Origin of the sequence: Microbacterium lushaniae, from assembly GCF_008727775.1 — a bacterium.
GTDB classification, from domain to species: domain Bacteria; phylum Actinomycetota; class Actinomycetes; order Actinomycetales; family Microbacteriaceae; genus Microbacterium; species Microbacterium lushaniae.
Map to the genome: position 1 here is coordinate 1,527,109 of NZ_CP044232.1, position 13,599 is coordinate 1,540,707.

At 72.9% G+C, this 13,599-nt stretch carries 9 protein-coding genes; 3 read left to right on the forward strand and 6 right to left on the reverse strand.

Features of this window, described 5'->3' with window-relative positions:
• Positions 1–127: 127 nt before the first annotated feature.
• The 5 genes from F6J85_RS07165 to F6J85_RS07185 form a co-directional block, all read right to left on the reverse strand.
• Positions 128–1,102, reverse strand: coding sequence for an aggregation-promoting factor C-terminal-like domain-containing protein (locus F6J85_RS07165; protein ID WP_191906782.1), 975 nt, complete (start codon positions 1,100–1,102; stop codon positions 128–130).
• Between the two features lie 165 nt (positions 1,103–1,267).
• Positions 1,268–2,572 (reverse strand): hypothetical protein, encoded by a 1,305-nt coding sequence (locus F6J85_RS07170; protein ID WP_150924425.1) that lies wholly within the window; start codon positions 2,570–2,572, stop codon positions 1,268–1,270.
• A 140-nt stretch (positions 2,573–2,712) separates the two neighbouring features.
• A complete protein-coding gene (locus F6J85_RS07175; protein WP_150924426.1) occupies positions 2,713–3,033 on the reverse strand; it encodes a hypothetical protein in 321 nt (106 codons plus the stop codon).
• Between the two features lie 6 nt (positions 3,034–3,039).
• Complete coding sequence (locus F6J85_RS07180; protein WP_150924427.1) at positions 3,040–3,453, reverse strand: MmcQ/YjbR family DNA-binding protein; 414 nt, start codon at positions 3,451–3,453, stop codon at positions 3,040–3,042.
• Positions 3,454–3,528: 75 nt separating this feature from the next.
• A complete protein-coding gene (locus F6J85_RS07185; RefSeq protein WP_191906783.1) occupies positions 3,529–4,665 on the reverse strand; it encodes a hypothetical protein in 1,137 nt (378 codons plus the stop codon).
• A gap of 34 nt (positions 4,666–4,699) precedes the next feature.
• Here F6J85_RS07185 and F6J85_RS07190 point away from each other — a divergent pair, with 34 nt between their 5' ends.
• Positions 4,700–7,651 (forward strand): DEAD/DEAH box helicase family protein, encoded by a 2,952-nt coding sequence (locus F6J85_RS07190; protein WP_191906784.1) that lies wholly within the window; start codon positions 4,700–4,702, stop codon positions 7,649–7,651.
• Positions 7,652–8,946: 1,295 nt separating this feature from the next.
• On the opposite strand, the gene F6J85_RS07200 is transcribed toward F6J85_RS07190, so the two are convergent.
• Positions 8,947–10,440, reverse strand: coding sequence for an amidohydrolase family protein (locus F6J85_RS07200; RefSeq protein ID WP_150924431.1), 1,494 nt, complete (start codon positions 10,438–10,440; stop codon positions 8,947–8,949).
• Positions 10,441–10,557: 117 nt separating this feature from the next.
• Here F6J85_RS07200 and F6J85_RS07205 point away from each other — a divergent pair, with 117 nt between their 5' ends.
• Positions 10,558–11,946 carry a serine hydrolase domain-containing protein gene (locus tag F6J85_RS07205; RefSeq protein ID WP_150924432.1) on the forward strand — a complete coding sequence of 463 codons (1,389 nt, stop codon included), beginning with the start codon at positions 10,558–10,560 and terminating at the stop codon, positions 11,944–11,946.
• Between the two features lie 50 nt (positions 11,947–11,996).
• Positions 11,997–13,592, forward strand: coding sequence for an ABC transporter substrate-binding protein (locus F6J85_RS07210; RefSeq protein WP_150924433.1), 1,596 nt, complete (start codon positions 11,997–11,999; stop codon positions 13,590–13,592).
• Positions 13,593–13,599 lie beyond the last annotated feature (7 nt).

Here is a 13,599-nt window from a genome sequence, read left to right on the forward strand (position 1 = left end):
GCTGGAATATGTTCCCAGTTCTCATCACCGCGCGGCCATCTGCGCGAGGAGGAGGGTGGGCTGGAACCGAGCGCCGGAATGCGCTAACGGTCTCGGAGGTGGGGCGGCGCGTCAGCGCCGCACGGGCTCAGTACCAGCCGACCGACTGCGAGTGCGACCACGCGCCGCACGGCGAACCGTAGCGACCCGAGATGTACCCGAGGCCCCATGCCACCTGCGTGCCGGCGTTGGTCGCCCAATCGGCGCCCGCGGAGGCCATCTTGCTGCCAGGGAGCGCCTGCGGGATGCCGTACGCACCGCTCGAGCGGTTCTGTGCCTGGTAGTTCCAGCCGGATTCCTTCTGCCACAGCGAGACGAGGCATCCGAACTGGTCATCGCCCCAGCCGAATCCGCCCAGCATGCCGCGCGCGGTCGCCTGGGCGCCGGCGGGGCTGTTGTCGCCGCTTCCGCCACCGGTGGGCAGGGGCGCGGCGGGGCGGGGAGCGGACGCGGCGGCAGCCGGCTGCTCCGCCGCGGCGGCTGCGGCGGCTGCGGCGGCGGAAGCGGCGGCTTCCGCCTCGACGCGGGCCTTCTCGGCGGCCTCCGCCTCCGCCTTGCGCGCGAGCGCTCCGTCCAGGCTTCCGCGCAGCTGGGAGACGCGTGTGTCGACCGTGGCGGCATGCATCGTCACATCGTCGGTGACGTGGGGCAGGAGCGGAATGGGGAGGGCCTGCACGTCGGAAAGGCGCTGAGCGGCGCTTTCCAGTGCAGCGGTGTCGACGGTGGGGTCGGGCTCGCCGATGTCGACACCCGACGCCGCGATGTCGTTCGTGACCGTGGCAGCCTCCGCCAGTGCGGTCTCGGCAGCGGTCATGGCCGCGCGTGCGTCGAGGATCTCCTGCGGCTCGGAGGGCTGGACCGACACCTGGTAGGACGCCAGGGCGAACGTCGGCGCCGACTGGGCGGTGTCCTCTCGCGGGGCGGGTGCCGTACCGGTCAGAACGGTGGCGGCGAAGACTCCCAGGGCGAGTCCGCCGGCGGCGAGGGCCGGGCGGCGGCGGGCCCGGCGGGCGGCCTGACGGAGGGTGCGGCGGGCAGAGGACGTCGACGTTGTGGAGCGCATGAGACCAGTTCCGTATGGGGGATCGCGCCGTTCGCACGGCGCCTCGCGCCCGCGTCATGCGGACACAAAACCCCCACCTTCGCACGTTCTCCCTGGACGGAGCCTGGGTGAGGGCGCTCGTGCGCCCCACCCAGGCCCGCTCCAGTGGTCCAGCTGTGCGGCGGATCAGCGGTAGGCGTAGACCTCGTACTCCGCGTCGTCGGGCATGACCTGGAAGAAGCGTCCCTCGAACGGCACGGGGGCGCCGTCGGCAGGAACCTCGGTGATGTAGTCCCAGTCGGCGCCGAGGATGGTGCCGTCGGCGTCACGCGCGACGATGGTGATCTCGAACGCTTCGGGGACGACGTCGAACGTGGTGCGGATGGTGCCGCGCACCGCGGTGGAGTTGGCGCCGGGGGTGGCCTGGACGTCTTCGAAGACGAACTCGCCGACCTCTTCGGCGGGAACGGGCGACGCCTCGTCGACGCCCGGGAGACGCACCTCCACCGTGTCGATCTCGCGCTCCCCGACGTCGAAGAAGATTCCGCTGAGTGCGATCTCTCCGGGCAGGATCCGGGCGTAGTCGGTGCGCGACTCGATCAGGGCGCCGTCGGCGTCCAGTGCGTCGACTTCGACCGGCGCGAAATCGTAGACGTGGTCGCTGCTGGGGTTATCGAGCACCACCACGTACCACCACGCCGACGGGTCGTATTCGTCGGGGGCGAACGCGACCTCGGTGACTTCCAGCTCCAGGGCGCCACCGGATGCGCCGGAGCCCTCCTCCGGTGCCTCGATCGGGGGTGCGGGGGAGGGCCCGGACTCCATGCCGTCCGTCATGGTGGACATGCCGAGTGAGAAGACCGTGACGATGCTCACCACGATGGCGACCAGCCCGCCGACCACCGATGTGGCCAGCGCCCCGATCGCGAAGCCCTTGCCGCCCTGCTTGCCGCTGATGAGCGCGACGAGGGAGAGGACGAGGCCGGCGAGGAGCAGTAGCCCGGAGAACCACGCCAGGAACGGGATGGCCGCCATCACCAGCCCCACGGCGGCGGCGATGAGGGCGATGACGGCGATGGTCTTGGGGCGCGTGTCGGGTTGGCGCGGCTGCTGCAGGGGTTGCTGCGGGTATCCGGATGGCACCGGGCTCCCGGCGGGAGCGGCGTAACGCGGCGCGTTGTTCTGCGCAGCCCCGTACGGCGGGCTCGACGGCGACGACGGATGCTGCGGCGGGCCGGCGTAGTGGGGCGGCGCGTACTGAGGCGGCGCGGCGTACTGGGGCGGCGCGGCGTGCTGCGGCGGGGCGTTGTACTGCGGCGGGGCGGCGTACTGGGCGGCGGCGTACGGAGGCACCCCCGGCGACGGGGCGGCCGGCGGCGCGGAGGAGCGCGGCGCCGTGGGCGCGGGCGGCGGGGAGGCGGCGGGATCGGGAGCGCCGCCCTCCGACGGCGCGTTCGTTCCGGATCCGGGTGTCGTCGGGTCGTCGTTCATCGTTCTCCAGCACAGCGGCGCAGCGCCGCATCCATCGCGGTCGGGTGTTCACGTCGGTGTGATTCCGCGTTGGGCATGAGCTTAGAAGCTGCCGCTGGCCGGGGCCAAAACGGCGCCGCAGTGCGCAGGTGAGGGCGGTGCTACTCGCGCGTCCCGCGGGGTGGGCGCACGCGCCATCCCACCCGATGCAGAGCCGCCGACAGGAGCGCCGCCTGTTCGTGCGCGAGAGCAAGGGATGCGTCGGAGCAGACGTCGACCGCGAGGGGAGGCGGGTCGGCGAACCGCGGGATCTGCACTTCCGCCCACGCACCGGGCGCGAGCCCGACGCGGGGGTACGCGGTGCCGGCGTGCTCGACGACTCCGTCCGACACGAACGCGATCACTTCGAGCGCGTCGAGCTTCGTGATCGGCAGGTCGACCACGAGCGTCACGACGTACGGGCCGCCGGCGGTGTCGCGCATTCCGGGTCACCGTTCCGGATGGGCCGCCAGCCACGCCGCGGCCACGCGCTTGGGCGCTTTCAGCAGCCACGAGTCGGTGAGCACCTCGCCCAGATGTGTGGCGTCGATGGCATCCAGGCGCACGAGCACGGAGGACCACCCCTCGAAATGCGGGATCGTGAAGAACACCCCCGGGAAGGTCTCCAGCAGCGCGGCCTTCTCATCCAGCCCGTCGGTGCGGACGGCGATGGCGTCGCCGTCCGGCCACGACCGGCCCTGCTCGCTCAGCTGTGTCAGATCGGCCTCGGTCGGAGTGCGCTGCCACGCGAACATCCCGTTGCGCGTGCGCCAGGTGGGGCCGAACCCGTACCCGCTGGGCGCCTCGACGGTCTCCGGGAAGGCCAGAGCGACCGCGCGCACATCCTCGAGCGTCACTGCCATCGCACCAGTGTGACCCGGTTGCCGCCGCACGTCGAGGCCCGGTGTCGCCGGTGCCCGTGACCGGCCCGCACCGGGTCACCGCCCGTCGATGACCGACATGAACCCGGCGAAGGCGAAGATTCCGGGGACGGCATAGAGGAAGGCCAGCAGCGCGAACCATCCGATCGCGCCGAGGACGGGCGCGATGCCCTCGTTCGGGTCGCGGACGTCGAGGCGCCTTCCGTCGGTGCCGATGCGTGGTGTCGGCGGCGTCCATCGGACGTCGGGCTCCTCCCGCGCGGCGAGGAGGGCGGTGAGAGCCCGGGGCACCTCCTGACCGGGCACCCGCTCGTCGACGTACTGGAACGCCTTCGCCAGGATGCGCGGCGCGACGCGGGTCAGCACCGAATCGACGGCCTCCCAGTGGGCCGGAGAGCCGAAATCCACGATGGCGGGGGAGAAGAACACGAGCGCGTCATCGACGATCTCGACGTTGTAGCCGCTCGCTTCGTCGATGAGGGCGGCCATCACGTCGGGGGTGAGGACGTAGAGGGCGTCGGCCCCGTAGGCGGTGGGGGAGTACACGTGGAACCACCGATCGAAGTCCCCTTCCAGGGACAGCCGCTGCGAGCGAGCCACGTCCACGGGCAGGTCGCTGCCCCGCCGGTTGTTCGAGGTGGCATCCAGGATCAGGTGCGGCAGCGGCGCGGGCAGAGCGACCGCGATGTAGTGCCATGTGACCGACCGTGCGCGGTGGTGGGTGAGGGTGCCGAACTCCACGCCGGGCGCGACGAAACGCGGGTACTCCCGCACGCCCCGGCTGCGGGGGGTGATGATCGAGGAGAACGTGGCTGCGGAACTGGGGCTGGGGATGAATCCGTTGGCCAGCGCCGTGAGGTCGCGGCGCCAGTCCTTCAGGCGGGCGCGGGGCGAGGGAGGTCGCGCGGCCCACCGGTGCAGGAAGTAGGTGGCGAACAGCCACGCGGCCAGGATCGCGATGATCGCGGTGAGCCCCGCGATGTCGCCGGTGGTGGTCTCCCCGTCCTGGTACGAGTCGACGCGCACCCCGATGATCATGAAGGCGATGCACAGGTACCACAGGATGAGGCAGTGGTTGACGTGGACGAGCACCTGGCGCCTGGTGGGAACCCAGCGTGGGCGCGAGTCGCGCCGCACCGTGGCCATGGCGGCGCCGACCTCGTCCGCCGGCGCGCTCAGCCAGTGTGTATCCACTGGTTCAGTCAAACACGACTTCTATGCTGGGATGATGCCCGCCGCGACGACGTCAGCGCTGGCGTCATGGCGGTTCACCGGCACCCTGCGGCACTATCAGGCCGACGTGCTCGAGCGCGTGGACACGGATGCGGGCTCGCCGCTGCACATCGTGGCCCCGCCCGGTTCGGGCAAGACGCTGCTCGGACTGCTGCTGGCCGTCCGCCGTGGCCGGCGCGCCGTCGTCCTGGCCCCGACCACGACCATCCGATCCCAATGGGCACGTGCGGCCGAATCCCTGGCCCCCGACGCCGGCGCCGTGTCCGAGGACCCCGGGCGCCTCGCCGACCTCACCGTGCTGACGTATCAGGCGCTGAGCGTGCTCGACGCGGCCAACCCCTTCGCGAGGCTGGCGCACCGGCGGTGGCGCGATGAGCTGGAGGCGGACGGGCGCTCGCCCGAGGCTGCGGAGCTGTGGCTCGCGGAGCTGGAGTCCCACAACCGCTCCGCCTATCGGCGCGGGATCGCGAGCCGATCGCGGACGCTGCGGCGCCGGCTGGTGCGGCAGGACGCCGACGTGCTCGCAGCGGCGCTGCATCCCAACGCCCTCGCGCTGATCGATCGGCTCGTCGCGCACGAGGTCGACACGATCGTGCTCGACGAGTGCCACCACCTGCTCGATCACTGGGCCCTGGTGGTGGCGACGCTCGTCGCACGTCTGCGGGCGGCGGGGCGCGACCCCCTCTTGATCGGGCTCACCGCGACGCTGCCCTCGCCCGACGACGCCGAGGAGTACGACAACTACACGTCCCTCCTGGGCGATGTCGACTACGAGGTGCCGGTGCCGGCGGTCGTGCGCGAAGGCAACCTCGCGCCCTACCGCGACCTGGTGCGTTTCGCCGAGCCCACGGCCGAGGAGCTCGCCTTCCTCGCCGCGCATGCCGAGGGCCTCGCGGTGCTCCTGCGCACCACGTTCGCCCGCGACACCGGGCTGCAGTTCCTCCTCGACGTCCTGCAGCCCGAGCCCCCTCCCGTGCCGCCGCGCTCCGAGCTGGAACCGCCGCCGCCCGCGCCCTCGGAGGACCCGGTGGACGCGCGGCTGGCCGCGGCCTTCGCGGCCGATTTCGCCGGTGCCGAGGCGGCGTCGGCGATGCTCGCGACGGTGGCGCCGCAGCATCCGCTCGTCGCCCGTGTGCCCGACGCCGCGCGTCGGCCCCCGAACACCGACGAGTCGTTGCGGCTGCTCGCCCGCTTCGCGCTGGATCGGGTGCTGCCCGACCCCGCCCGGCAGGCGCAGTGGCACCGCATCCGCCGCATCCTGGCCGATTTCGGCTACGCGCTCACCGACCGCGGTGTGCGCCGCACGCGCGACCCCGTCGACACGATGCTCGCCTCGTCGCTGGCGAAGGACTACGCCGCGTGCGACATCCTCCGCCTCGAGCGGGAGGCGCTCGGCGAGGAGCGGCTGCGCGCGCTCGTCGTCACGGATTTCGCCGAGCACGGCAACAAGCACGGTGGGCTCGTCGGTGCCGCGGGGGCGCTTCGCACCTTCGCGACGCTCGTCGCGGATGCGGCGAGCTCCGTGCTGCGACCGATCCTCGTGACCGGCAGCCGCACGCGCATCGCCACGCGCGACGCGGCTGAGCTCGTGCCGGCCCTCGAGGCCCTGCTGGGCGCGCCGGTCGCCGCGGCGCCGCTGCTGGAGTCGCCCGACGTGTCGGAAGTGCACGCCCCCGGCGTGGGTGCCGCGGCGCTCGTGCGCGCAGCATCCGTCCTCCTCACCCGCGGCGCGGTGCACGTTGTGGTCGGCACGCGCGGACTGTTCGGCGAGGGCTGGGACTGCCCGGCGGTCAACACGCTCATCGACCTGACCGCCGTCTCGAGCGCCTCGGGCACCCAGCAGCTGCGCGGGCGCACGCTGCGCCTGGACCCGGCCTGGCCCGAGAAGGTCGCGCACAACTGGACCGTCACCGCGCTCCTGCCACCGTCCTTCCCGCTTCAGGCCCAGCCCGACGCGACCCGGCTGCGGCGCAAGCACGCGCGGCTGTGGGGGCTCGACGTCGAGGACCCCTCGCGCGTGGTGCGCGGCCTCTCCATCACACTGTCCGCCGCGCAGCGGGCGGCGGTGGACGCGGTGCTGGCGAAGGACGCGAACGTCTCCGTCCAGGCCCTGAACGCCGCGGCGCCGCTCCCGGAGCGCTCCGCGACGCGCGCGCGGTGGCGGATCGGCGAGGAGTACCTCGACCGGGAGGTCGTGAGCGCCCTCGTGCCGCGGCGACCGCAGACGCCGGTGTTCCGGACCAGCGCCCCGGCCTCGCGGGCGGTGGGTGCCGCGTTCGGCGGCGTGGTGGCCGCATCCGCTCTGGCCGGTGCGGGCGCTGCATCCGCCGGGGCACTGGTCTCTCCCGAACTCGGCATCGTGACAGGCATCGCGGTGCTGGTCGCCGGTGTCGGCAACGCCGTGCCGTTGGCGAGGACGTGGCGGCGGACGCGCGCGCAGCTGGCCCCGGGGTCGGAGCCGTACCGCCGCATCGCTGGGCTCGTGTGGGACGCCCTGCGTCGCGCCGGCCGCGTCACCGACGTGGGGTCGATGATCGCGGTGACCGAGGGGGAGACGCAGGCGGGCCTCATCCCGCTGACGATCGAGGTGCCCTCCGCGACGAAGGCCGATCAGCACGTGTTCGCCGACGCGATGGCGGAGCTGCTCGGACCGGTGCGGACCCCCCGCTTCCTCCTCGAGACCGGACGCGGCGGCCGCTCGGCCGCGGTGCGATGGGCCCTGCGCCGAGCCGTGCGGCAGGGGGACGAAGGGCACTTCCTCGCCGTGCCCTCCCTCATCGGGCGACGCCGGGAGGACGCCGAGGCCTTCGCCGCCGCGTGGGAGCTGCAGGTCGGGCCCTGCGTGCTGCACGCGATGGATCGCCCCGGTCAGCTCGCGCTCATGGCGCGGGCGCGGCGCGGCGGGTCCGACGTCCCGGCGCCGGTCACCCGGGAGGAGTGGCGGTAGCAGCGGCTGTTCCGCGGCCCCGCCGCATCCTGCTGCCGCTACCGTCCCGTGTCCCGCCTCCGCCTACCGTCCCGCCGCCCGCCTACCGTCCCGTGTCTCGCCTCCGCCATCCCGCATCCGCCTACCGTCCCGCCGTCCGCATCCCGCATCCGCCCCGCGCCCCCGCGTCCCGGCGTCCCCGACTTCCCGCCCCCGCCTCCCGCATCCCGCTGCCGTGCCGCGTCCCGCCTCCCGCTGCCGTGCCGCGTCCCGCCTCCCGCTGCCGTGCCGCGTCCCGCCTCCCGCTGCCGTGCCGCGTCCCGCCTCCCGCATCCCGTCCCCGCCTCCCGCCTCCGCCCCCGCCCCCGCGTCCCGCCTTCCCGCCCCGCGTCCCGCCTCCCGCATCCCGTCCCCGCCTCCCGCCCCGCCTTCCCGCCCCGCGTCCCCGCCTCCCGCATCCGCCTTCCTCTGCCCGAACTCCTCAAATCCGGCGCCAGAACTCCCGGTTCGGGTCGATTCGGGCCCCGCGCGCCGCGGCCTTGAGGAGTTCGGGATGGGCGAAGCGGCCAAGGGGGCTGCGGCCAGCGGCCTGAGGCCGCCAGGCGCCTGCGGGCGGACGAGGCCGCAAGGTGCCGACGGGGCGACGGGGCGACGGGGCGACGGGCCAGCGGCGCCGACGGGGCCGACGGGGCCAGCGGCGCCGACAGGCCAGCGGGGGCGGCGGGGCCGGCCGGTTCTGCCGGGTCTGGACGTGCCCGAACTCCTCGAATCTCGTGCCTTCCGGCGTCGTTGGGGCCGATTCCCGGCGCGCAGCCCGCGGTCTTGAGGAGTTCGGGACGGTCGAGGTGGCCCGAGCGGCGGTCGCGGTCTGCTGCCTGGCCGCTGACCGAACTCCTCAATTCCGCCGCCGAGGTGGCCGGTTTGGCCGCATGGGCGGTGGACATCAGCGGTTTTGAGGAGTTCGGGATGTCGGAGTCCGAGGAGCGGACCGGGACGGGCGAGCTGGGGATGGGACAGGGTCTGCCGCGCGGGCCGCGCACGGACCCGAACCCCTCGAATCCGTCGGTGGGCGCCGCCGGTTCGGCCGGTGCCCGGACGTGCCCGAACTCCTCAGTTCCGCCGCTGCGGGGGCCGGTTCGGTCGGTTTCGGACCAGCAGGCCCGCGGTTTTGAGGAGTTCGGATGGGGGAGACGGCGGAACCGGCGAGGTGCGACTGGCCGGGCGGCGAGGTGCGACGGACGGACGGACGGCGAGGTGCGACCGGCGGGCGGCGAGGTGCGACCGGCGGGCGGCGAGGCGCGACCGGCGGGGCGGGGTCAGCGGGGCAGGCCGCGCACGGCACGGCCGGGGTACGCGGCTGTGTCGAGGGCACCGTCGCGGATGACGAAGCTCCCGCCCACGAGCAGGTGACGCACGCCGCTGGAGGGGCGCACCGGGTCGGCGGTGGAGGCGTTGTCGGTGAGGGCCGCCGGGTCGATCACGACGAGGTCGGCGTCAGCGCCGGCATCGAGCCGGCCCTTCGTGCGCATCGCCGGGGCGACCTCGTCGAGCACGCGGGCGGGCAGGTACGCGCAGCGGCGGAACGCCTCGACCCAGTCCCACAGCGCGTGCTCGCGCACCATGAGGCGGATGCTGCGGGCGAACGTGCCCGCCGTCCGCGGGTGCGTGGACGCACCCGCGGGCAGCGGCCACTCGCGCGTGTCGGCGCGGCGGTCGGGCCACTCGATGGGCATGGCGTCGCTGGCCACGATCGCATCGGGGAAGGCCAGCGAGCGCCGCAGGCGCGCCCGGTCGGCCTCGTCGCGCTCGTCGAGGAACTCCACGAAGCACGTTGCGGCCGGGTCGGACTCCCGCACGTGCCGCAGGCGGCGCTCGTCGGCGATGCGTTCGCCGCTGCCGAGCATGACGATGCTCGACGGCGACAGCCCGGTCTCCCGCAGCCGCTCGGGCGAGAGGAAGGCGGCGCCCACGCTCGTGCTGCCCATGCCGTAGGGGTACGCCTCGACGGTGATGCGCGAGCCGGACGCGCGCGCGGCGTCCAGGTCGCCGAGCACCCGGTCCACGTGCCGGCGCGATGTGCTGTTGACGTGACAGTGGTGCATCGCCGCCCCGGTCTCGGCGGCGGCGAGCGCGACCTCCCGCGACCCGTCGACCGGCGTGGTGGGGTCCAGTTCGATGAGGTCGCGCACGTGCGTGAAGGTCGGCGCCCCCGCGGCGGCGGCGAGCCTGGCCACCGCGACGTACTCGGCGGGGTCGGATCGCGGGGCGTACCCGAGCAGCACGCCGATGCCGAGGGCGCCGGCGGCCAGTTCGCCCTCGAGCAGTTCCAGCCACGCGGCGCGCTCGCGCGGGGACGAGGTGCGCTGCCACTGGGCGCTGCCCAGGAGTGCGGATGAGGCGTGGAAGTCGGCGGTGGGCGTCACGCCCGCCAGCACCTGGCCGCGGGCATCCGACCAGGATGCGGAGAAGCCGTAGTTGAGGACGCGCCCGTCCGCTGCGGCGGCGGCGTACGCGGCGTCGCTCGGCATGAGGCCGGCCTCGAGGTCGAGCGTCGTGGTCACGCCGTCGAAGGCCTGCAGCCGCTGCCCGGCGATCGAGTGCACATGGCTGTGCAGGTCGACGAATCCGGGGCCCACGACCATGCCGGTCACATCCACGACCGTGCCGGAATCGGCGACGGGGCCGGAATCGGCGACGGGGCCGGGGGAGACCTGCACCACGCGGCCGCCACGGATGACGACGTCGGCGACGGTGTCGGTTCCGGCGGCCGGATCGATGACGCGCCCACCGCGCAGGATCGTCGTATTCATCACGATCCATCATTCTCGTCCGCGCCCACTCCGGCCTGTGCGATCGGACGAGGTTCGAGCGGCACATCCGTCCGATCGCACCAACGAGCGCCGCCCGCACCTCTCTATGGTGAGACCATGCGCACCCCCGACGACATCGCCGCGTTCCTGGACGCCGACTTCGCCCGCCTGGTCTCGGAGCACGGGGTACCGGGTGCCGCGGTGGCCGTCCTCAAGGACGGCGTGATCGTCGATCGCGCTGCCGGCGTGCTCAGCACGGCCACCAAGGTCGACGCGACGCCCGACTCGGTCTTCCAGATCGGCTCGATCACGAAGGTGTGGACCACGACGCTCGTGATGCAGCTCGTGGACGAGGGGCTGCTGGATCTGGATGCGCCGCTGCGCGAGTACCTGCCCGCCTTCCGCGTCGCCGACGAGACGGCCGCGGCCACCATCACGACGCGCCATCTGCTGAGCCATGTGGGCGGCTTCGAGGGCGACGTCTTCACCGACACCGGACGCGGGGAGGATGCCATCGAGAAGTACCTCGAGCATGTCGCCGAGCTGCCGCAGGTGTTCGCGCCGGGGCAGATCTTCTCCTACAACAACGCGGCGTTCAGCGTGCTCGGCCGCCTCATCGAGGTGCTGCGCGGCACGCACTGGGAGGCCGCCCTCACCGAGCACCTGGCCGTGCCGCTCGGGCTCACCCACGTCGCCCCGAGCGCCTACGAGGCGATCATGTTCCGTGCGGCCGTCGGCCACATGGGAGAGGGCGATGACGGCACTCCCACTCCGGCTCCGGTGTGGGCGCTGGCCAAATCCAACGAACCGGCCGGATCGATGCTCGCGATGACGGCGCACGATCTCGTCGCCTTCGCGAAGATGCACCTGGACGGCGGACTGGCCTCAGACGGCACCCGGGTGCTGTCGGAGGAATCCGTGCGCGCCATGCAGGAGCGGCAGATCACCCTTCCCCGCCTGACCGGGATGGGGGATGCGTGGGGCCTCGGCTGGGAGATCTTCGTCGAGGGCGCTCCCACCGTGATCGGCCACGACGGCGGCACGATCGGGCAGTCCGCCTTCCTCCGTGTGGTCCCCGAGGCCGGGCTGGTCGTGGCGCTGCTGACCAACGGCGGCGACGTCATGGGGCTGTTCGGCGACGTCGTCAAGACGATCGTCACGGACGTCGCGGGTGTCGAGCTGCCCGGTTTCCCCACTGTGCCGACGGAGGAAGTCGCCGTGGATGCGGCACCGCTGGTGGGTTTCTATTCCAACTCCACGTTCGACATGACCGTCAGCGTCGACGACGACGGGCGCATCTGGCTCGACAGCACCCCCAAGGGCATCGCGGCGGAGATGGGCGAGGAGCCCGAGCACGTGCAGCTCGTCGGCCTGGACGCCGACTCGCTCATCGCTGTCGAGCCCACCATGAAGGAGATGCACGTCGTCTACGCCTTCCTCGGTGAGGATCGCGACGGACGCCGCACGCACATGCACTACGGACGCGCGATCTCGCGCGCCGACTGACCAGGCCCCACCCTCTGCGCACCACCCGACCAGCAGAAGAGAGAATCCGCATGAAGACGTTCACGAGACCCGCGCTGGTGACGGCGACCGCGATCATCGGCGTCGTCGCCCTGGCCGGATGCGCCGGCGGAGGCAGTGGCGGCGGCGGCGGCGACGCCGACTACGTCGACGGCGGCACGTTCACGCTGTCGATGGTGGCCGACCCCGGGGCACTGGATCCGCAGATGTCCGCCGTGAGCGCGCTGTTCCAGTTGAGCCAGTTCGCCTACGACTCGCTGGTCTCCCTCGACGAGGAGGGCGAGATCCAATCGCAGCTCGCGTCGGAGTGGGAGCTCGAGGGCGACACCCTCACGCTCACCCTCAACGACGGCATCACGTGTTCGGATGGCTCGGAGTTCACTGCCGACACCGCGGCGCAGAACCTGACCTGGATCGGCGACCCGGAGAACCAGAGCCCCTTCCTGGGCACGTTCTTCCCGCCCGGGGCGACGGCCGAGGCCGACGGCAGCACTCTCACCATCACGCTCGCCGGTCCGGCGCCCTTCGTTCTGCAGGGGCTCGCGAACCTGCCCATGGTGTGCGAGGCCGGCCTGGCCGACCGCGGACAGCTCAGCGACGGAACACTGGGCACGGGACCGTACGTCCTGACCGAGGCCGTGCAGAACGACCACTACACGTACGAGCTGAACGAGGACTACGCGTGGGGCCCGGGCGGCGCCACGACCCAGGAGCAGGGGCTGCCCGCCAAGGTGGTGGCACGAGTCATCCCCAACGAGACCACCGCGGCCAACCTCGTCATGTCGGGCGAGGTCAACGCCGCCGCCATCGTCGGCCCCGATGCCCAGCGCCTGGAGGGCGCGGGGCTGTACTCGCAGCAGGTCGAGGCGCTCGTGGGCGAGCACTGGTTCAATCAGGATGACACCCGCCCCACGAGCGACCCCGCCGTGCGCATCGCGCTGACGCAGGCGCTCGACCTCGCCGAGCTGCAGAAGGTGCTCACCAGCGGCGCGGGCGCCCCGGCCACCCGGCTCTCGGTCGTCGAGCCCTCATCGTGCGACTACGACGCGGTCAGCGGGAACGTCCCGGCCACCGATGTGGACGCCGCCGCGGCGGCACTGGACGCGGCCGGCTGGGTGGAAGGCGCCGACGGCGTCCGTGAGAAGGACGGGCAGAAGCTCGCGCTGTCCTTCCTGTACGCCAACACGCTCGGCACCGGCGGCACGTCGGCGGCCGAACTGGCCGTGAGCGCGTGGGAGGAGATCGGCGTGCAGGTGACCGCGACGCAGAACGACTCCACGACCTTGTCCAACGCGATCTTCGGCACCGGGGACTGGGACATGGCCTGGGTGCCGCTGAACGTCAACAACCCCGACCAGGTCGTCGGCTTCCTCTCGGGACCGACGGCGCCGGAGGGCACCAACTTCGCCGGCATCCAGAACGCCGACTACGAAGCCGCCGTCGCCGAGGCGATGACGATCCCCGGCACCGAGGGATGCGACGCGTGGCAGGCGGCGGAGGAGGCCCTGTTCCAGGCCGCCGACGTGGTGCCGTTCGCCAACAACGTCGTGAAGACCTTCGGCAACAAGGCGGAGTTCACCATGATCGACACGGTCATCCCGACGAGCATCCGCCTCCTCGCGCAGTAACCGGCAG

Coding starts and splice junctions, on each gene's coding strand:
- F6J85_RS07200 (WP_150924431.1), bottom strand. CDS start 10,440: ATGAATACGACGATCCTGCGCGGTGGGCGCGTCATCGATCCGGCCGCC.
- F6J85_RS07180 (WP_150924427.1), bottom strand. CDS start 3,453: ATGGCAGTGACGCTCGAGGATGTGCGCGCGGTCGCTCTGGCCTTCCCG.
- F6J85_RS07170 (WP_150924425.1), bottom strand. CDS start 2,572: ATGAACGACGACCCGACGACACCCGGATCCGGAACGAACGCGCCGTCG.
- F6J85_RS07205 (WP_150924432.1), top strand. CDS start 10,558: ATGCGCACCCCCGACGACATCGCCGCGTTCCTGGACGCCGACTTCGCC.
- F6J85_RS07175 (WP_150924426.1), bottom strand. CDS start 3,033: ATGCGCGACACCGCCGGCGGCCCGTACGTCGTGACGCTCGTGGTCGAC.
- F6J85_RS07190 (WP_191906784.1), top strand. CDS start 4,700: ATGCCCGCCGCGACGACGTCAGCGCTGGCGTCATGGCGGTTCACCGGC.
- F6J85_RS07165 (WP_191906782.1), bottom strand. CDS start 1,102: ATGCGCTCCACAACGTCGACGTCCTCTGCCCGCCGCACCCTCCGTCAG.
- F6J85_RS07210 (WP_150924433.1), top strand. CDS start 11,997: ATGAAGACGTTCACGAGACCCGCGCTGGTGACGGCGACCGCGATCATC.